Origin of the sequence: Stenotrophomonas sp. Nf1 (assembly GCF_003028475.1) — a bacterium.
GTDB lineage: Bacteria > Pseudomonadota > Gammaproteobacteria > Xanthomonadales > Xanthomonadaceae > Stenotrophomonas.
The window spans coordinates 260983-277849 of record NZ_PYTV01000006.1 but is presented as its reverse complement, the minus strand read 5'-3'; the positions used below and the strand labels follow the sequence as shown (position 1 = coordinate 277849).

Genomic DNA, 16867 nt, shown 5'->3' with positions numbered 1-16867 from the left:
GAACACCATGCCTGCGCAGTACCACATCAGCCTGCCCGACCCGTCCAAGGCCCGCGGCAACGATCCTGACCTGTCCTTCCATTCGCAGGGCGCCGCCGGCTTCGCCGAGGAACTGCAGAACGCCCTGCGCAGCGGCACGCTGTTCGAGCGCTGGAAGGCCAAGCAGCCCGACCCGGATGCGGTGGAACCGCAGTGGGGCGTGACCGATCCGGACGCCACCGTGACCGGCGAGCAGAAAGACCTGCGCATCAACCTGGTGGCCACCACCCGCATCGACAGTGACGTGTTCAAGCAGCGCCTGCGCCTGCTGGCCGGCAGCCACTGGGAACTGCGCGACGTGCGTTGAGGCCTGGATCTGGTAGTTGCCAACCTTGGTTGGCAACTACGGGGCGCGAGGTAGTGCCGGCCGCCGCCCGGCATCCACACACCCCATGAAGATGCCGGCCAGCGGCCGGCACTACCAGCCGCCGCCCAGCGCGCGGTACAGCTCCACCCGCGCGATCGCCGCCGTGGCCTGGCTGTTGGCCAGCGCGGCCTGGTTGTCCAGCGCGATGCGTTGGGTACTGAGCACATCCAGCATGTCGACCACGCCGGCCTGGTACTGCCGACGCGCCGCACCCAACGCGGTTTCGCTCTCCTCCACCGCCACGTGCAACTGCACGGTGCGCTGCTGTTCGGTGGCATAGCCATCGATGGCGTCATCGACTTCATGCCAGGCCTGCAGCACCGTGCGCCGGAACAGCAGCGACGCCTGTTGCTGCTGCAGCCTGCTCAGCGCCAGGTTGGCCTTCAGCCTCCCGCCCTGGAAAATCGGCAGGCTGATCGACGGCCCGACACTGAAGCGATGCGCGTTCCAGCCATCGAGGTCATCGAGCTGCTTGGCCTGGAAACCGGCATCGCCATTCAAGGTGATGCGCGGCAGGAAACTGGCCTTGGCCACGCCGATTCCCGCCGTGGCGGCATGCAACGCCGCTTCGGCGCGCCGGATGTCAGGGCGGCGCTCGGCCAGTGCGCTGGGCACGCCCACCGCCACCGCCGGCAACGCCGGCCAGTCGCGACGTGCATCCTGCAACTGCGCATCCAGTGCCTGCGGGGGTTGCGCCAGCAGCAACGCCAGCGCATTGCGCAGCTGCGATTCGCGATGCCGCAGCGGCGCGATGCGTGCCTGCAACGACGCCACCTGCGCCGCCGCGCTGGAGACCTGCAGCGTGCTGGCCACGCCCTGGCGCTGGCGTGCTTCGGTCAGACGCTTGATGTCGTGGGCGATGCTCAGATTGTCCTCGGTGATCGCCCGCAGCTGCCGCGTCGCACGCAGCTGCAGATAGTCACGCGCGGTTTCCGCCAGCAGCGCGGTGCGCACCGCACGCGCATCCTCCTCGGCCATCTGCACGCGCGCATCGGCCGCTTCCAGCTGGCGCCGTACGCGCCCCCACAGATCCAGCTCCCAGCTCAGGCCGATGCCCGCCTGGAACAGCCCGTAGTCATCACGACCGCCATTACCGGAGGGATCGTTCAGGCCCACCTCACTGTTGCGTGCACGCGCGCCACTGGCGCTGGCGCTGACACTGGGCAGGCGGTCGGCGGCGCTGACACCACGCGCGGCGCGGCTCTGCTGCACGCGGTTGGCCGCCAGTTGCAGGTCGATATTGGCCTGCAACACCTGCCCTGCCAGCTGGCCCAGTAGTGGATCGTTGAAGCCGGCCCACCAGGCGGCGTCCTGATCGATTGCACTGGCGGTCACCGCCTCACCCTGCCAGTGGCTGGGCAGTTCCGCCTGCGGGCGCACGAAGTCCGGGCCCATCGTGCAGGCGGCCAGCGCCGTGCACACGGTGGCCGCGAAGAAGGTGCGCAACATGGTGACTGCGCTCATGCCCCCTCCCCGGCCGCATGACCCGGACTGTGCTGCATGCTCTGCGCGCGTGCGCGGCTGTCCAGGTCGACACTGGCTTCCACCGACATGCCGGCGCGCAGCTGGTCCAGCAGCGGCTGACCCGGCTCCAGCACGATCTTCACCGGGATGCGCTGCACCACCTTGGTGAAGTTGCCGGTGGCGTTCTCCGGCGCGACCGCGGCGAAGGTGACGCCGGTGGCCGGGGCGATGCTGTCGATGTGCCCGCGCAGCGGCTTGCCCGGGAACACGTCCACCGTCAGTTCGACCTGCTGGCCGGCCTGCATGCGGGTCATCTGCGTTTCCTGGAAGTTGGCGACCACGAAGGCGCGCTGCAGCGGCACAACTGCCGCCACCGGCGTTCCCGGCGTGAGGTAGGCCCCCACGCGAACCGCGCGACGTCCGACCATGCCATCGATCGGTGCACGCAGCACGGTGTGCGAAAGATCCAGCTCGGCGCGCGCCTGCGCCGCTTCTGCACGCTGCACCGCTGCCTGTGCGGCCTGCACACCGGCACTGAGGATGTCGGTGCGCTGGCGCGCGGTCGACAGCGCCGCCTGGCCCTGCTGCAGATGCGCACTGGCCACGGCCTGCTTCGACTGCGCCTGCTGTGCGTTCTGCACGGTGCCGGCGCCATCACGGGCCAGCTCGCGGTAACGCTGCTGGTCGGCGCTGGCCAGGGTCAGCTCGGAACGGCTGACATCGACACTGGCCCTGGCCTGTTCGATCAGCGAGCCCTGCTGGGCCAGCGCGGCCTGCGCGTTGGCCAGCTGTGCATGGGCATTGGCCAGGTCGGCACGTGCCGCCTGCAACGCTACTTGGTAGTCGCGGTCGTCGATGCGGGCGAGTACATCGCCCGCCTTCACCGCCTGGTTGTCCTCCACCTCCACGGCACTGACGAAGCCGGGAATTTTCGGCGCCACCAGCGTGTAGTCGGCAACAACATAGGCATTGTTGGTTCGCTGGTGGCCACCGTCGCGCAGCAGCAGCCAGGCGCCGATGGCCAGGGCCAGCACGCCCAGGCCCAGGCCGGTGTGGAGAGAGGTTCGATGGATCGTCATGAGAGGTTCCTGCGAAAGATTCAGGCCACGGCACGTGGCGGATGGATGCGGGTCGGCATCCAGGCAATGAGGGGAATGAAGGCCAGCGCCACCAGCGCGACCACCCAGTACAGGTCAGCCGAGGTCAGCGCCTGTACCTGTGCATGCAGGCGCGCCCCCAACTGCGGGCCCTCGGCCAGCCACGGCTGCTCGCCGAGGCGGTCCACCAGCACGGTGGAGTGGAAGTGGCGGCGGCCCTGGGCCACAGCGTCCAGTACGCCACTGGCGAGCACCGCGGCGAAGCCCTTGACCGTGTTGAACCATGCCGAGGCGAACGGGCCGTCCTGCGGGGCCAGGCCGCCGGTGGCCAGCATCAGCAGCGGCAGTACCGCCATCGGCTGCGCGAACACCTGCAGCACCTGCACCCACAGGAAGTTGTCGCCGATCCAGGCCACATCCAGATGCGAGCCCAACCAGCAGGCCAGCGCCAGCATCGCCAGGCCGGTGGCCTGCACCCAGCGGCAATCCACTGCGCGAAGGTTCAACAACGCCGCCACCAGCGGCAGCGCGATCACCTGCGGCAGCGCCACCCACAGCAGCATCGGTGCGGTCTGCAACGGCCGGTAGCCCTGCACGCTGGCCAGGAAACCGGAGGGGATCGAGATCACTGCCAGCAGCACGAACAGCACACCGCCCAGCGTCACCAGCGAGTAGCTGAGGTTGCGGTTGGCCAGCAGCTGCAACTTGAAGAACGGCAACGGGTGGAACCATTCGTTGACCATGAACAGCACCATCAGCCCAGCGCCGCCCCCGAGCATCAGGGTGATCATCGGCGAGTCGAACCAGTTCAGGCGCGGGCCCTGCACCAGGCCGAGCACCAGCAGCACCAGTGCGGGCAGGCCGAGCAACAGGCCGACCGTATCGAACTGGGCGAAGCGCTCCAGCCGCAGCGGGTCCTGCGGCAGGCCCCAACTGACCATCGCCACCGCCGCCAGGCAGTACGGCACGATCTGCCAGAACGCCCAGTGCCAGCCCACCTGCTCGACCCAGAACGCGGCCAACGGCGTGCCCATGCTCGGGCCAAAGGTGGCGGTCAACGCGTAACCTGCCAGGCCGTACAGCTTGATGCCCGGTGGCAGGAAGCGCAGTGCCACGCTCATCAACAGCGGCGGCAGCGCGCCCCCGCACAGGCCCTGCAGCGCGCGCAGCAGCAGGAAGGTCTGCAGGTTCGGGGCGAGCGGACACAGCACGCCCAGCACCATGAAGCCGGCGATCATCGCAAGTGCGAAGCGACGCAGCGAGAAGGTGGCCGCGCACCACGGTGCGAAGGCCATCGCGCTGACCGACATCGCGCTGTACAGCGCGACGATCCAGCTGCCGTCATCGACGCTGAAGCCCATTGCACCGCGGATGTCGGCCAGCGCGACCTTGGTGACGTTCTCGTTGAAGCCCGACACCAGCACGGCCAGCAGCACGCCACACAGGCCGACCAGGATGCGGCGGTCGAGCCCGGGGGCGGGGGCAGGTCGGGGCGCTGCGGTGGCTGGGACAGCAGCGGCCGGCGTACTCATCGCCGGGCACCTATCCGTGCAGTGCACGGCATGTTGGTGGTCATTGGAATGCGCTCAGTGAAACTCTGGGGAGCGCAGTCTAGGGAGGGGATCTGCTGCGAAAAATGGCGTAGCCGGCATGCCAGGCGTGCGTTGGACGCACGGATTGCGGTACTGGATGGATCGGCGCTTCGTGGTGCACGACTGATCGTGCTCCATGGATCGGTGCTTCGTAGAGTCGAGCTTGCTCGACTGCCGTGCGCCAACAGCAGTCGAGCAAGCTCGACTCTACGGATGGGCTGAGGCAGTCGAGCAAGCTCGACTCTACGGATGGGCTGAGGCAGTCGAGCAGGCTCGACTCTACGAAATGTTGGTGTCGCACATATTCTTGATCGCGCGCCGCAGCCACTGATGAGCCGAATCGTTGTCCAGCCGCGGATGCCAGGCCTGCACGATGGCAGCCGTGCGCACCGGGATCGGCAGCGGGAACAGGCGCAGCGGCAGGCGCATGCCGACGATGCGCTCCAGCATCACGCTCGGCATCTGCGGCAGGATCAGGTCCGATTCGGCGGCTGCGAAGATCGCGCCATGGAAAGTCGGGCTGATCAGCGACACCCGGCGTTGCAGGCCGAGCGCGGCTAGGTCGTCATCGATCGGCCCGCGCGGCAGGCCTCGGCGCGAGACGGCGATGTGGTCGCAGGCGGCAAAGCGCTCGGCGCTGATCTCGCCATCGAACAGCGGATGGTCCTCGCGCGCGGCGCCCATGAATGAAGTGCTGAACAGGTTCTGCACCTTGGTGTCCGGCGCATGCTTGCCGGCGGTGCTGATGTACAGGTCGATCCGCCCCTGTGCCATCGCATCGTCATCGGTATCGCCCTCGGGCACGAAGCGCAGCACCGCGCGCGGTGCCTGCTGGCGGAAGATCTCGCGCAGGCGCCCGCCGAAGCCGCCGATGAAGACATCGTTGGCGCGCACGCTGAAGGTGCGTTCCAGGGTGCGCAGGTCGATCTCGCGGCCGGAATGGAACACGCGATGGGCCTGCTCGATCACGTCGCGCACCTGCTCGCGCAGCTGCAGCGCGCGTGGCGTCGGCGCCAGCCCACGGCCGGCGCGCACCAGTACCGGATCGCCCAGCGCGGTACGGATCCGGCCCAGAGTACGGCTCATCGCCGGCGCACTCAGGTTCATCCGGCGCGCGGCGGCGGCCACGCTGCATTCATCGATCAGCACATCCAGTGCCAGCAACAGGTTCAGGTCCGGCAGGGGCATGACAGTCTCCAGTAGATCAGATGACTTTACGGCACGCCGGACCACGGTGGATTGCGTTTGGCGCATTCATTGACTGCCGCGCACGGCATGGGTGCGCGCGGTGACATCGGCGACCATCCCCGGCCTGCCAAGGAGACATCCATGTTCAACACCCTGCTGGTCGCCCTCGATGGCGGCCCCCAGCACGCGCGCGTGCTGGACCTGGCCGCGGCCATCGCCGGCCCGCGCAGCCGCCTGCACCTGCTGTGCGTGCTCGACCCCGAATTCGCGCTGGCCGCCGATGCCAGCGAAGCCGACCGCATCGAGTACCCGGAAGCCGCCCGCCAGCGCTCGCGCGCCGAAGCGGTGCTGGCCGAAGCGCTGGCCGAGCTGCGTGAACGTGGCGTCGATGCCATCGCGCAGATCCCCTCCGGCGAGCCCGGCGAAGTCATCAGCGACCAGGCCCGGCGCCTGAAGTGCGACCTGATCGTGATCGGCCATCGCCACCTGTCGCGCCTGGAACGCCTGTTCGAGCCCTCGGTCGGGCAATGGACCATCCACCACGCGCCCTGCCCGGTGCTGGTGGAAACCCGCGACCGGCACGGCTAGCGGCCATGGCCTCCCGCGCTCCGTTGTTCCCCACCCGGGTCAGCTACCGCGCCTTCGGTCGTCAGTTCGGCCGCGGCGAGCAGGCGCTGCTGGCGGCGATCCGCCAGCTGCGCGAGCCCGAGCGGCGGGCCGAGGGCCTCATCGGCCTGGGCGATCTCGGCCTGGACCGGCAGGGCTGCGATGCGTTTCTGGGCCTGCTGCCCCTGCTGGCCACGCCCTCGGCGCCGATCGACCTGCTGCGGCCCGGCTCCCCGTTCATCGCCGCCAGCGAACTGGACCTGCTGGTCTGCCTGCTGCGCATCGCCCAGTGGCGGCATGCGCGCCCGCGCGCGGACGACCCGCTGGCGCCGCTGCGTCTGCAGCTGGCGCGCTGCGCCCAGGCGGTGCAGGCGGCGAACCTGCACCTGCGGCCACGCTCGCTGTCGCCGGTCGGGCTGCGGCTGCTGGATCCGGCCGGCTGGCAACGACAGCGATGACCCCGCGCCAGCGCGGGCGTGGGGCTGGCCGGTTGTTCTCAGCAGTCCAGGGTGCCGTGCGCGTTGCCCTCATCGTCGAGGACGTGCGCGTGCAGCATCACCTGGTTGCGGCCAGCGCGCTTGGCGGCATACAGGCCGGCGTCTGCATCGGCCAACAGCTGATCGGCGCTGGCCAGCGCGGGTGGATGCAGATAGCCCACGCCAACACTGATGCTGATCGATCCTTCTGGCAACGGCAGGGCCTCCACCGCCTCGCGCAGGCGCTCGGCCAGCGCCAGCACCCCCGACAATGCACTTCCGGACACGATCACCGCGAATTCCTCGCCACCGTAGCGCGCCACACTGTCGCCGGCGCGGCCGGCCGTTGTCTTCAGCACCGCCGCGACCGCCTGCAGGCAACGATCGCCGGCCGGATGGCCGTGCTGGTCGTTGAACGCCTTGAAGTGGTCGATGTCGACCAGCAGCAGGGCCAGCTCGCTGCCATTGCGCCGCGCGCGGTTCCATTCGGCCTGCAGCACCGTGTCGAACTCGCGGCGGTTGGCCACCCCGGTCAGGCCGTCGCGCCGGGCCAGCTCATCCAGTCCCGCCTGGCGCTCCAGCAGATCCATCTGCAGCACGGTACTGCGCAGGCTGAAGCCCAGTGTGGCGACCACGAAGCCGGCCACCGCCAGCCATCGCGCGTGGTCCACCACCAGGGTGCCGACCACCAGCAGCAGCAGCGGCAGGATGATCGGCCCGCCGGCCTGGACCAGCCGCGAAAGGCGGGGGTGCAGCACGAAGCCGGGCGCCGGTGCCTGGCGCAGCGCCAGCACGGCCAGCAGCAGGAACGGCAGGTCGATCAGCAGGTCGTTGTAGGCACCGAATGACTGTTCGGCGGTGTAGTGATTGATGTAGAACGCCACCGCCAGATAGACCAGCGCATACAGCGCCAGCGCGCGGAAGAAGCTGCGCCGCTCGGGCACGTCGCCGGCCAGCCAGCGCACCACCGCGAAGACGGCGATGCACAGGTTCTGGATGTCGAACATGCGCTGCATGTTCGCCATGGCCTGGTTGTCGATATCGATGCGGTCGGCGAACGACTGCGTATGCACGAAGAACAGCACGCCCAGCAGCGCCGCCATGCCACCGTCGATCACGCTGATCGACCAGCGCTCACGGCGCGCACGCGCCAGGATGAACACCAGCGGCACGCCGTACAGCACATACAGAAGCAGGCTCACCCGCGGAGTGATGTCGGCGCGATCGGCGCCAAGGGCATCGAGCATGTTCACGCCCATGCCGCCGGCCCACAGCAGCAAGGCCAGCGCCGTGGCCCGCCAGCCCAGCGCCGCGCGGTCGCGTTGGCCACGCCACAGGCAGGCCGCTGCGGCCAGCAGGGGGGCGCCGGTCAGGAAAACGAAGGACCCCGCGCCCGCCGATCCCGGCCACAGGGTCAGCACCAGGCCATGGCAGAGCACATACAGCAGCGCCAGCACTACCGGCATGCATCCCCCGATCCACAAAGCCGTACGCGCGCACGATAGCCCGGGGTGGCGCCACGATGGTGTGATCCATCGCTAAAAAAGCGGGGTATAACCGTAGAGCCGAGCCCATGCTCGGCTGCCATCCAGTCGGAGGCCCAAGGGAGAGCCGAGCGTGGGCTCGGCTCTACCGGGAGTCAGCCGTGCAGGGCGCGGGCGTGATGGGCGATGTGCTCGCCGATGAAGCTGGCGATGAAGTAATAGCTGTGGTCGTAGCCGGGCTGCAGGCGCAGGGTCAACGGATGACCGACCGCCTCGCAGGCCGCCTGCAGGCGCTGCGGCTGCAACTGGGTCTGCAGGAACTCGTCGGCCTCGCCCTGGTCGACCAGCAATGGCAGCCGTTCTTCGGCCGTGGCCAGCAGCGCGCAGGCGTCCCACTGCGCCCAGTCGGCCGGGTTGGCGCCCAGATAGGCGGTGAACGCCTTCTGTCCCCACGGCACCTGGCTGGGCGCAACAATCGGCGAGAACGCCGACACGCTGCGGTAGCGCCCGGGATTGCGCAGGGCGATCACCAGCGCACCATGGCCGCCCATCGAATGCCCGCTGATGGCGCGCGCAGCTGTCACCGGGAAGTGCGCCTCGATCAGCGCCGGCAGTTCCTGCGCCACATAGTCGTGCATGCGGTAGTGCTTGGCCCACGGCTGCTCGGTGGCGTTGAGGTAGAAGCCGGCGCCCTTGCCCAGGTCGTAGCCTTCGGCATCGGCCACCTCGTCGCCGCGCGGGCTGGTGTCGGGCGCGACCAGGATCACCCCGTGCTCGGCCGCGTACCGCTGCGCGCCAGCCTTGGTGATGACGTTCTGTTCGGTGCAGGTCAGCCCGCTCAGCCAGTACAGCACCGGCAGCTTCTGCGTGGCCGCCTGCGGCGGCAGGTACACGGCGAACTGCATGTCGCAGCCCAGCGTGGAGGACGTGTGGCGGTAGACATCCTGCCAGCCGCCGAAGCAGGCGCGGTGTTCAATGCGTTCCATGAGGTTCTCCTGCGCGGCGCGTCGGCGCACGCATGCTTCTGGTAGGTGCCGACCTTGGTCGGCTTATCCACGCCCGGCGTGGATGCCTTTGTTGATCAGTTCATCCAGCTGCGACAGCAGGCGCAGCAGCGGTTCGACGCCGGGCTGGCCGTCCAGGTTGCGGTACGCGGCCACCGCCACCTGGCTGCGCGGCGGCCACTGGCCGTCGGCACGGGCTTCGTGCAGGCGCGGCAGGAACACCTGCGCCAGCCAGTGCTCGAACGGCATCTCGTCGATACCGAACGGTGAATCCACGGCACGCGGCGGCCCGACCGGTCCCTCGACCCAGCCCAGCGCACGCAGCGCCTGCTCGATCGGTTCGACCAGGGCCGCGCGCGGATCGTCCGCGCGCGGCCTGCGCAGGGCATCGAACCAGCCCATGCCGCGGCTCAGTAGTGGACCACCGAACGGATCGACTTGCCTTCATGCATCAGGTCGAAGGCTTCGTTGATCTTGTCCAGGTCCATGGTGTGGGTCACGAACGGGGCCAGTTCGATATCGCCCTTCATCGCGTCCTCGACCATGCCCGGCAGCTGGCTGCGGCCCTTCACGCCACCGAAGGCGGTGCCCATCCACTTGCGGCCGGTCACCAGCTGGAACGGGCGGGTGGAGATTTCCTGGCCCGACCCGGCCACGCCGATCACCACGCTCTGGCCCCAGCCACGGTGTGCGCATTCCAGTGCCGCGCGCATCACGTTGACGTTGCCGATGCACTCGAAGCTGTGGTCTACGCCCCAGGTGGTCATTTCCACGATGACCTGCTGGATCGGCTTGTCGAAGTCCTTCGGGTTGATGCAGTCGGTGGCACCGAATTCGCGCGCCAGTTCGAACTTGGACGGGTTGGTGTCCACCGCGATGATGCGGCCGGCCTTGGCCTGGCGCGCGCCCTGGATCACGGCCAGGCCGATGCCGCCGAGGCCGAACACGGCCACGCTGTCGCCTTCCTGCACCTTGGCGGTGTTGTGCACCGCGCCGATGCCGGTGGTGACGCCGCAGCCGAGCAGGCAGACGTGCTCCGGGTTGGCGTCCGGATTGATCTTGGCCAGCGACACTTCGGCCACCACGGTGTACTCGCTGAAGGTCGAGCAGCCCATGTAGTGGTACAGCGGCTCGCCGTTGTAGCTGAAGCGGCTGGTGCCATCGGGCATCACGCCCTTGCCCTGGGTGGCGCGCACGGCCACGCACAGGTTGGTCTTGCCGCTCTTGCAGAACAGGCACTCGCCGCACTCGGCGGTGTACAGCGGAATCACGTGGTCGCCCGGCTTGACGCTGGTCACGCCCTCGCCCACTTCCACCACGATGCCGGCGCCTTCATGGCCCAGCACCACCGGGAACAGGCCTTCCGGATCGTCGCCGGACAGGGTGAACGCATCGGTGTGGCAGACACCGGTGTGGGTGATCTTGACCAGCACTTCGCCGGCCTTCGGCGGGGCGACGTCGATCTCGACGATCTGCAGCGGCTGGCCGGGACCAAAGGCGACGGCGGCACGGGACTTCATGGTGGCTTCTCCAAAGACAGGCAGTAACAGGATGGGCGGCGCAATGTTGCGCCGTGGTTTATTTCAGGTACGAGCGGATCAACGCGCTCATGTCGCGCACGCGTTCGGCGTGCTGTTCATCGGAGGCCGCGGGCTGGCCGAATTCCTCGCGCAGATGAGCCTCCATCACCTCGGACATCAGGCCGTTGACCGCGCCACGGATGGCAGCGATCTGCTGCAGCACCGGCCCGCAGTCAGCGCCGGCTTCCAGCGCGCGGTCCAGCGCATCGCACTGGCCGCGGATACGGCGCACGCGGGCCAGAACCTTCTTTTTCTCTTCGGGGGAGTGCGGCATGGCAGGGCCACCTCGGAACTATACTGGGGGATAGTATACACACCCCGCCACCGTGCTCAATCCGCGGGGGTCAATCAAACACGCCCTGGCCTGCGAGCCGGGTCAACTCATCCACCACATAGCGCACCTTCGGCCGCAGGTGCCGGGTTGGCGGCCACAGCGCGTGGATGTCGATATGGCGCTGCATGTGCGCGTCCAGCAGCGAGTGAAGCGCGCCGGAGTCCAGGTGCAGGCGCACCAGGGAAACCGGCATCTGGCAGATGCCGAGCCCGGCAAGGGCAGCCTCGATCACCGCGTCGCCGTCGTTGAGCTGGTAGGTCGCGTTGGGGATGAACGTCCCTTCCGCATCATCGCTGCCGACCCGCCACGCCACCGGCTGGCCGTGGCGGAAGCCGACGATGCTGCGGTGCTGCGCCAGTTCCTGCACGGTCTGCGGAGTGCCGTGCGCCTGCAGGTACTCCGGCGATGCGCAGGTAACCAGGCGCTGGCGCCCGAGCCGGCGCGCCACCAGATGTTCGGCCTGGTGCAGGCCACCGAAGCGGATCAGCAGATCGATGCCCTCCTCGACCGGGTCGACGAAGTGATCGGTGAAGGTCATCGTCAGCTGCAGGTCCGGGTACTGCCGGCACAGCCGCAGCAGCACCGGCAGCACCACCAGCCGACCGAACGAGGACGGCATGTCGATACGCAGGCGCCCGCTGGGCAGGCCGGCCGAGCCCAGACAGGCTTCAGCGGCGGAGATCTCCTCCAGCGCCGCTGCACAGGAGGCGTAATACGCCTCGCCGTCGGTGGTCAACGCGATGCGCCGCGTGGTGCGGTGGAACAGGCGCACGCCCAGCCGTGCCTCCAATCGCGCGATGGCCTTGCCCACCGCCGAGCGCGAGATGCCCAGCGCGTCGGCGGCTTCGGTGAAGCTGCCCGAGCGTGCGGTGGTGACGAAGGTCACCAGGCCATTCAAGGATTCCAGCGGCAGCATCGTTCGCACTCCATTGGGGACAAATAGTCCCGCACCGAGGGAGATCGAAGCGCTTTATGCGCCCGCATGTCAACTCCATCCTGTGTGCATGGCGCCGCTGGCGCCCCTTCCCCGCACCGAGACGACCGACATGACCGCCGCCCTGTTCCACCCGTTCGACCTGGCAGGCACCGTCCTGCGCAACCGCATCGCGATGGCCCCGATGACCCGTGCCCGCAATCCCGGCACGGTCGCCAACGCACTCACCGCGCAGTATTACCGGCAACGCGCCAGCGCCGGCCTGATCATCAGCGAAGGCACGCCGGTCTCGCCGCAGGGACAGGGCTACATCGACGTGCCGGGCATCTGGTCCGACGAACAGGTGGCCGGCTGGAAACTCGTCACCGAGGCCGTGCATGCCGAGCAGGGCACGATCTTCGCCCAGCTCTGGCATGTCGGCCGCATGTCGCACAGCTCGCTGCAGCCCGATGGCGGGCAGCCGGTCAGCGCCGGCACGCGCCCGGTGGCCAGCGCGCCGAAGAACACCTCGTTCGTGTACCTGGCCGACGGCAGCCGCGGCCATGCCGATCCGACCCCGGCGCGTGCGCTGGGTACCGCGGAGATTCCCGGCATCGTCGACGACTTCGTGCGCGGCGCCGAGCATGCGATCGCCGCCGGATTCGACGGCATCGAGCTGCATGCTGCCAATGGCTATCTGTTCGAGCAATTCCTCAACCCGCTGATCAACCAGCGTGAGGACCGCTACGGCGGTTCGCTGCCGAACCGCGCGCGGCTGATCCTGGAGACCGTCGATGCGATGGCGCAGCGCATCGGTGCACACCGCATCGGCGTGCGCCTGGCACCGAACAACCTCACCTTCGACATGCCGCTCTACGACGACAACGAAGCCACCTACCTGTACCTGGCCGAGGAACTGGGCAAGCGCGGGCTGGCCTACGTGCACCTCAACGACAACCTGCAGCAGGGTGAATCGGTGCTGGGTGAGGCGTTCCTGCAGCAGTTCAAGCAGGCCTACGGCGGCACGCTGATCCTGGCCGGCGGCATGACCCGCGCGCGCGCGCTGCAACTGGTCGAAGCCGGCACCATCGATCTGGCGGCGTTCGGCCAACCGTTCATCGCCAACCCGGATCTGGTCGAGCGCCTGCGCCGCGACATCGCGCTGGCCACGCCTGACCGCAGCACCTACTACGGTGGCGGTGAGGCGGGTTATCTGGATTACCCGGCCGCAGGCTGATCCCGCACGGGGTCGGATCCCCGCCACAGGCGGGGATCCGACCCCGGCGCTCAACGGAAAGGGCTCTGACCCCTGTCCGGCGAAGAAGGGGTCAGCGCCGCGCCGCGCGCGGATCCGACCCCGGCCTTCAGGCGTCCTCGCGCACGTAGGCGAACGACGCGTCCAACTGATCGAAGCCGATCACTTCGGCAACGATGGCCTGCGCGTCGTCGTCGCTGATGTTTCCTTCTTCGATATCGTCTACACGGGCGAACAACCGCTGCAACGCCGCGTGCTGATCACTGCGCAGCACCGGCTGGTGGGTCTGCAACCAGCGCTGCAGATTCCCGGCCAGGTCGCCGTGCGAGAGCAGCGAGTACGGCGGCTCGTATTCGGCAACCGCTTCAACCATCTTGCGGAACAGGAAATCCTGGTAATTGGCGGCCAGCACATCGGCACGATCATCGTCATGCCACACCAGCACCACCGGTGGTTCGGCAACACCGGGCGCGTTGCTCCAGAAGCAGTAGCTGTCGCCTGCTCCGGTTCGCGCGAACGGCAGCAGTTGCAGGTCGGCGCGCAGGGGATTGTAGTGATCCTCCGCGGTCAACTCCTGCCATGCCTCCAGCAGCTCGTCAGATTCCAGCGGCTCATAATCCTGGGCGTACAGCAGCACCGGCGGATCAGCTTGCAGCGCCGGAAACACCGCTTCGGACCATTGCGGGTGGGGGCTGCCCCAGCTCAACCGGCCCGCTGCATGCAGCTGCTTGAACAAAGGGGGGAAGGCCTGCCCGGTGGCCTGTTCGATGTCAGGGAGTGCGCTCATGGAAGTCCTTGTCGACAGAGGTCGCCCAGCTTGCCCGAATCCGTGCAGGAGATGAACCGGCAACAGGCCGTGGCAGGACTAGACTGCAGGCCACCGACTGCCGTGGGTCGCTACCATGCATTCCCCTGCACAGAGCTTCATCATCAACATCGACGTGCCCGACCTGCCCACCGCCGAAGCGTTCTATGTGGCCGCCTTTGGATTGCGCGTCGGCCGCCGCCTCGGCGCGGGGGCGGTGGAACTGCTGGGTGGTCCTGCGCCGTTGTATCTGTTGCAGAACGACAGTGGCAGCCCTGCCACCGAAGACGGCGACGTGCGCGATTACCAGCGCCACTGGACGCCGCTGCATCTGGACTGGGTGGTGGATGACATCGAAGTCGCGCTGGCGCGTGCGGTTGCGGCCGGTGCGATCCTCGAACAGCCGGTTGGCGAGCGCCGCTGGGGGCGTATCGCGGTGCTGGCCGATCCGTTCGGGCATGGTTTCTGCCTGATCCAGTTTGTCGGCCTGGGGTATGACGCGCTGGTGGAATGAGCGATCACGGTAAGGGGTGGCTGTGGGGGGTGCCGACCGTTGGTCGGCCCTGCATCACCCACCGCGATTCACTCCCGCAGCATATCCACGAACGCGCGCAGCGCACCGGGCATCTGCCGCTGCTTCGGGTAATACAGTGCAAACCCGGCGAACGGTTCGCTCCAGTCTCCCAGCACCGCCACCATCTGCCCGGATGCGATGTACGGCCGCGCGGTATCTTCCAGCACATAGGCCAGGCCGATGCCATCGAGCACCGCGCCGACCACGGTGCCCTGCTCGCCCAACGTGAGCCGCCCCGGCACGTCGATTTCCAGCGCCTGCCCATCACGCTCGAACTGCCACTTGTACAGATGCCCGCTGGCGAAGCGGAAGCGGATGCACTCGTGGCCGGCCAGGTCACGCGGATGCTGCGGGGCCGGACGTCGACGCAGATACTCCGGCGATCCGACGATCAAGCCGCGCAGTGGCGGCCCCATCGGCACCGCCACCATGTCCTCGGGTACGAACTCGTGCAGGCGCACGCCGGCGTCGTAGCCTTCGGCGACGATATCGACCAGGCCATCGTTCTCGGTCAGCTCCACCCGCACATCCGGATGTGCGTGCAGGAAGCGCGCCAGCCTTGGCCCCAACTGGGTCGCCACCGCCGCCCGCGTCGCGTTGATCCGCAGCAGGCCAGCCGGGGCGGCGCGGAACTGGTTCATCTCTTCCAAGGCGTCATGTACCTGGCCCAGCGCCGGCTGCAGGCGCTCCAGCAGGCGCTGCCCGGCCTCGGTCAGGGCCACGCTGCGGGTGGTGCGATGGAACAGGCCAACGCCCAACCGCTCTTCCAGCGCGCGGATCGCATAGCTCACCGCCGAGGTCGACAGCGCCAGTTCGGCGCCGGCGCGGCGGAAGCTGCGATGACGGGCGACCGCGGCGAAGGCGGCCAGGTGGGTCAGGTTGTCAGTGGCCATGATTGTGCAGTTCCACTTGATGAATCATGCCGATATCCGGGCTTCTTGCCGCTGGGTACGGGGCGTATTGTAAAACGCCTTTCGACAAACCCTGCCAAGGATTCCCCATGTCCCTCGCCCGTGGTTACGCCGCCCATTCACATACCGACCCGCTGATTCCGTACGAGTTCGAACGCCGCGCGGTCGGCCCGGACGATGTGCGCATCGAGATCCTCTACAGCGGCATCTGCCACTCCGACCTGCACCAGGCCCGCGACGACTGGGGTGGCTCGATCTACCCGATGGTGCCGGGCCACGAGATCATCGGCCGCGTCACCGAGGTCGGCAGCAACGTCACCCGTTTCAAGGTCGGCGACCACGCCGGCGTTGGCTGCATGGTCGATTCCTGCCGCCACTGCGACGCCTGTGAGCACGATCTGGAACAGTACTGCGCCGAAGGCGCGACCTGGACCTACAACGGCCGCGAGCGTGAAAGCGGTGCGCCGACCTACGGCGGCTATTCCGACCACGTGGTGGTCGAGCAGCGCTTCGTGGTGAAGGTGTCCGACACGCTGGACCTGAAGGCCGCCGCGCCGCTGCTGTGCGCCGGCATCACCACCTGGTCGCCGCTGCGTCACTGGAAGGTCGGCCCGGGCCAGAAGGTCGGCGTGATCGGCCTGGGTGGCCTCGGCCACATGGGCGTGAAGTTCGCCAAGGCGCTCGGCGCGCACGTGGTGATGATCACCACCACCCCGGAAAAGGGTGCCGACGCCAAGCGCCTGGGCGCCGACGAAGTGCTGGTCTCGCGCGATGCCGCGCAGATGAAGGCCCACGCCGGCAGCTTCGACTTCCTGCTCAACACCATCCCGGTCGGCCATGACACCAACCCGTACATGGGCCTGCTCAAGCGCGAGGCCACCATGTGCCTGGTCGGCGTGCTGACCGAGCTGGACCCGCCGCTGACCGGCGGCAGCGTGATCTTCGGCCGCAAGCACCTGACCGGCTCGGCGATCGGCGGCATGGCCGAGACCCAGGAAATGATGGACTTCTGCGCCGAGCACGGCATCGTCAGCGATGTCGAGATGATCGACATCAAGAACGTCAACGAAGCCTGGGAACGCATGGCGAAGAACGATGTGCGCTACCGCTTCGTGATCGACATGGCGACGATGAAGAACGCAGCCTGATCCAAAGCAGATGCAAAAATGAAAAACCCC

Annotated in this window: 18 protein-coding genes; 6 read left to right on the top strand and 12 right to left on the bottom strand. The window is 68.1% G+C overall.

Annotated features, from left to right (window positions below):
* Window positions 1–7: 7 nt before the first annotated feature.
* Entirely contained in the window at window positions 8–346 is a 339-nt protein-coding gene (locus C9412_RS13295) for a hypothetical protein (protein ID WP_107232087.1), read from the top strand.
* A gap of 111 nt (window positions 347–457) precedes the next feature.
* Here the strand turns inward: C9412_RS13295 and C9412_RS13290 are convergent, their stop codons facing one another.
* From C9412_RS13290 to C9412_RS13275, 4 genes are all read right to left on the bottom strand, one after another.
* The gene (locus C9412_RS13290; RefSeq protein WP_107232053.1) at window positions 458–1870 is read right to left on the bottom strand and encodes an efflux transporter outer membrane subunit; all 1413 of its coding nucleotides are present in this window, start codon (window positions 1868–1870) and stop codon (window positions 458–460) included.
* Window positions 1867–2949, bottom strand: coding sequence for an HlyD family secretion protein (locus tag C9412_RS13285; protein ID WP_107232052.1), 1083 nt, complete (start codon window positions 2947–2949; stop codon window positions 1867–1869). The genes C9412_RS13290 and C9412_RS13285 overlap by 4 nt, the downstream gene beginning before the upstream one ends.
* 20 nt (window positions 2950–2969) lie before the next feature.
* The gene (locus C9412_RS13280; RefSeq protein WP_107232051.1) at window positions 2970–4499 is read right to left on the bottom strand and encodes an MFS transporter; all 1530 of its coding nucleotides are present in this window, start codon (window positions 4497–4499) and stop codon (window positions 2970–2972) included.
* Between the two features lie 339 nt (window positions 4500–4838).
* Window positions 4839–5747: a LysR family transcriptional regulator gene (locus C9412_RS13275; protein ID WP_107232050.1), complete on the bottom strand. Its 909-nt coding sequence runs from the start codon at window positions 5745–5747 to the stop codon at window positions 4839–4841.
* A gap of 141 nt (window positions 5748–5888) precedes the next feature.
* On the opposite strand from C9412_RS13275, the gene C9412_RS13270 reads away from it, so the two are divergent.
* Together C9412_RS13270 and C9412_RS13265 are read left to right on the top strand one after the other, a co-directional pair.
* Window positions 5889–6335 (top strand): universal stress protein, encoded by a 447-nt coding sequence (locus C9412_RS13270; protein ID WP_107232049.1) that lies wholly within the window; start codon window positions 5889–5891, stop codon window positions 6333–6335.
* Window positions 6336–6340: 5 nt separating this feature from the next.
* Entirely contained in the window at window positions 6341–6811 is a 471-nt protein-coding gene (locus C9412_RS13265; protein ID WP_107232048.1) for a hypothetical protein, read from the top strand.
* A gap of 38 nt (window positions 6812–6849) precedes the next feature.
* Here C9412_RS13265 and C9412_RS13260 read toward each other — a convergent pair whose 3' ends face one another.
* From C9412_RS13260 to C9412_RS13235, 6 genes are all read right to left on the bottom strand, one after another.
* A complete protein-coding gene (locus tag C9412_RS13260) occupies window positions 6850–8295 on the bottom strand; it encodes a GGDEF domain-containing protein (protein ID WP_107232047.1) in 1446 nt (481 codons plus the stop codon).
* Between the two features lie 173 nt (window positions 8296–8468).
* Window positions 8469–9299: an S-formylglutathione hydrolase gene (fghA, locus tag C9412_RS13255; protein WP_107232046.1), complete on the bottom strand. Its 831-nt coding sequence runs from the start codon at window positions 9297–9299 to the stop codon at window positions 8469–8471.
* 63 nt (window positions 9300–9362) lie between these two features.
* Complete coding sequence (locus tag C9412_RS13250) at window positions 9363–9719, bottom strand: YqcC family protein (RefSeq protein WP_107232045.1); 357 nt, start codon at window positions 9717–9719, stop codon at window positions 9363–9365.
* An 8-nt stretch (window positions 9720–9727) separates the two neighbouring features.
* Window positions 9728–10837, bottom strand: coding sequence for an S-(hydroxymethyl)glutathione dehydrogenase/class III alcohol dehydrogenase (locus tag C9412_RS13245; protein ID WP_107232044.1), 1110 nt, complete (start codon window positions 10835–10837; stop codon window positions 9728–9730).
* Between the two features lie 58 nt (window positions 10838–10895).
* On the bottom strand, window positions 10896–11171 hold the full coding sequence (gene frmR / locus C9412_RS13240) for a formaldehyde-responsive transcriptional repressor FrmR (RefSeq protein ID WP_107232043.1): 276 nt from the start codon (window positions 11169–11171) through the stop codon (window positions 10896–10898).
* Window positions 11172–11241: 70 nt separating this feature from the next.
* Window positions 11242–12147, bottom strand: coding sequence for a LysR family transcriptional regulator (locus C9412_RS13235; RefSeq protein WP_107232042.1), 906 nt, complete (start codon window positions 12145–12147; stop codon window positions 11242–11244).
* A 130-nt stretch (window positions 12148–12277) separates the two neighbouring features.
* Here C9412_RS13235 and C9412_RS13230 point away from each other — a divergent pair, with 130 nt between their 5' ends.
* Window positions 12278–13381 carry an alkene reductase gene (locus C9412_RS13230; RefSeq protein WP_107232086.1) on the top strand — a complete coding sequence of 368 codons (1104 nt, stop codon included), beginning with the start codon at window positions 12278–12280 and terminating at the stop codon, window positions 13379–13381.
* 127 nt (window positions 13382–13508) lie between these two features.
* Here C9412_RS13230 and C9412_RS13225 read toward each other — a convergent pair whose 3' ends face one another.
* Window positions 13509–14186, bottom strand: coding sequence for an SMI1/KNR4 family protein (locus C9412_RS13225; RefSeq protein ID WP_107232041.1), 678 nt, complete (start codon window positions 14184–14186; stop codon window positions 13509–13511).
* 115 nt (window positions 14187–14301) lie between these two features.
* Here C9412_RS13225 and C9412_RS13220 point away from each other — a divergent pair, with 115 nt between their 5' ends.
* On the top strand, window positions 14302–14718 hold the full coding sequence (locus C9412_RS13220; RefSeq protein WP_107232040.1) for a VOC family protein: 417 nt from the start codon (window positions 14302–14304) through the stop codon (window positions 14716–14718).
* 68 nt (window positions 14719–14786) lie between these two features.
* Here C9412_RS13220 and C9412_RS13215 read toward each other — a convergent pair whose 3' ends face one another.
* Entirely contained in the window at window positions 14787–15671 is an 885-nt protein-coding gene (locus C9412_RS13215; protein ID WP_107232039.1) for a LysR family transcriptional regulator, read from the bottom strand.
* A gap of 107 nt (window positions 15672–15778) precedes the next feature.
* Here C9412_RS13215 and C9412_RS13210 point away from each other — a divergent pair, with 107 nt between their 5' ends.
* Window positions 15779–16837, top strand: a complete 1059-nt coding sequence (locus C9412_RS13210) for an NAD(P)-dependent alcohol dehydrogenase (protein WP_005419275.1) — start codon at window positions 15779–15781, stop codon at window positions 16835–16837.
* The last annotated feature ends 30 nt before the right edge of the window (window positions 16838–16867 follow it).

Excerpts from the sequence above, each read along its gene's own strand:
- C9412_RS13295 (WP_107232087.1), top strand. The coding sequence starts at position 8 with ATGCCTGCGCAGTACCACATCAGCCTGCCCGACCCGTCCAAGGCCCGC.
- C9412_RS13290 (WP_107232053.1), bottom strand. The coding sequence starts at position 1,870 with ATGAGCGCAGTCACCATGTTGCGCACCTTCTTCGCGGCCACCGTGTGC.
- C9412_RS13285 (WP_107232052.1), bottom strand. The coding sequence starts at position 2,949 with ATGACGATCCATCGAACCTCTCTCCACACCGGCCTGGGCCTGGGCGTG.
- C9412_RS13280 (WP_107232051.1), bottom strand. The coding sequence starts at position 4,499 with ATGAGTACGCCGGCCGCTGCTGTCCCAGCCACCGCAGCGCCCCGACCT.
- C9412_RS13275 (WP_107232050.1), bottom strand. The coding sequence starts at position 5,747 with ATGCCCCTGCCGGACCTGAACCTGTTGCTGGCACTGGATGTGCTGATC.
- C9412_RS13270 (WP_107232049.1), top strand. The coding sequence starts at position 5,889 with ATGTTCAACACCCTGCTGGTCGCCCTCGATGGCGGCCCCCAGCACGCG.
- C9412_RS13265 (WP_107232048.1), top strand. The coding sequence starts at position 6,341 with ATGGCCTCCCGCGCTCCGTTGTTCCCCACCCGGGTCAGCTACCGCGCC.
- C9412_RS13260 (WP_107232047.1), bottom strand. The coding sequence starts at position 8,295 with ATGCCGGTAGTGCTGGCGCTGCTGTATGTGCTCTGCCATGGCCTGGTG.
- fghA (WP_107232046.1), bottom strand. The coding sequence starts at position 9,299 with ATGGAACGCATTGAACACCGCGCCTGCTTCGGCGGCTGGCAGGATGTC.
- C9412_RS13250 (WP_107232045.1), bottom strand. The coding sequence starts at position 9,719 with ATGGGCTGGTTCGATGCCCTGCGCAGGCCGCGCGCGGACGATCCGCGC.
- C9412_RS13245 (WP_107232044.1), bottom strand. The coding sequence starts at position 10,837 with ATGAAGTCCCGTGCCGCCGTCGCCTTTGGTCCCGGCCAGCCGCTGCAG.
- frmR (WP_107232043.1), bottom strand. The coding sequence starts at position 11,171 with ATGCCGCACTCCCCCGAAGAGAAAAAGAAGGTTCTGGCCCGCGTGCGC.
- C9412_RS13235 (WP_107232042.1), bottom strand. The coding sequence starts at position 12,147 with ATGCTGCCGCTGGAATCCTTGAATGGCCTGGTGACCTTCGTCACCACC.
- C9412_RS13230 (WP_107232086.1), top strand. The coding sequence starts at position 12,278 with ATGACCGCCGCCCTGTTCCACCCGTTCGACCTGGCAGGCACCGTCCTG.
- C9412_RS13225 (WP_107232041.1), bottom strand. The coding sequence starts at position 14,186 with ATGAGCGCACTCCCTGACATCGAACAGGCCACCGGGCAGGCCTTCCCC.
- C9412_RS13220 (WP_107232040.1), top strand. The coding sequence starts at position 14,302 with ATGCATTCCCCTGCACAGAGCTTCATCATCAACATCGACGTGCCCGAC.
- C9412_RS13215 (WP_107232039.1), bottom strand. The coding sequence starts at position 15,671 with ATGGCCACTGACAACCTGACCCACCTGGCCGCCTTCGCCGCGGTCGCC.
- C9412_RS13210 (WP_005419275.1), top strand. The coding sequence starts at position 15,779 with ATGTCCCTCGCCCGTGGTTACGCCGCCCATTCACATACCGACCCGCTG.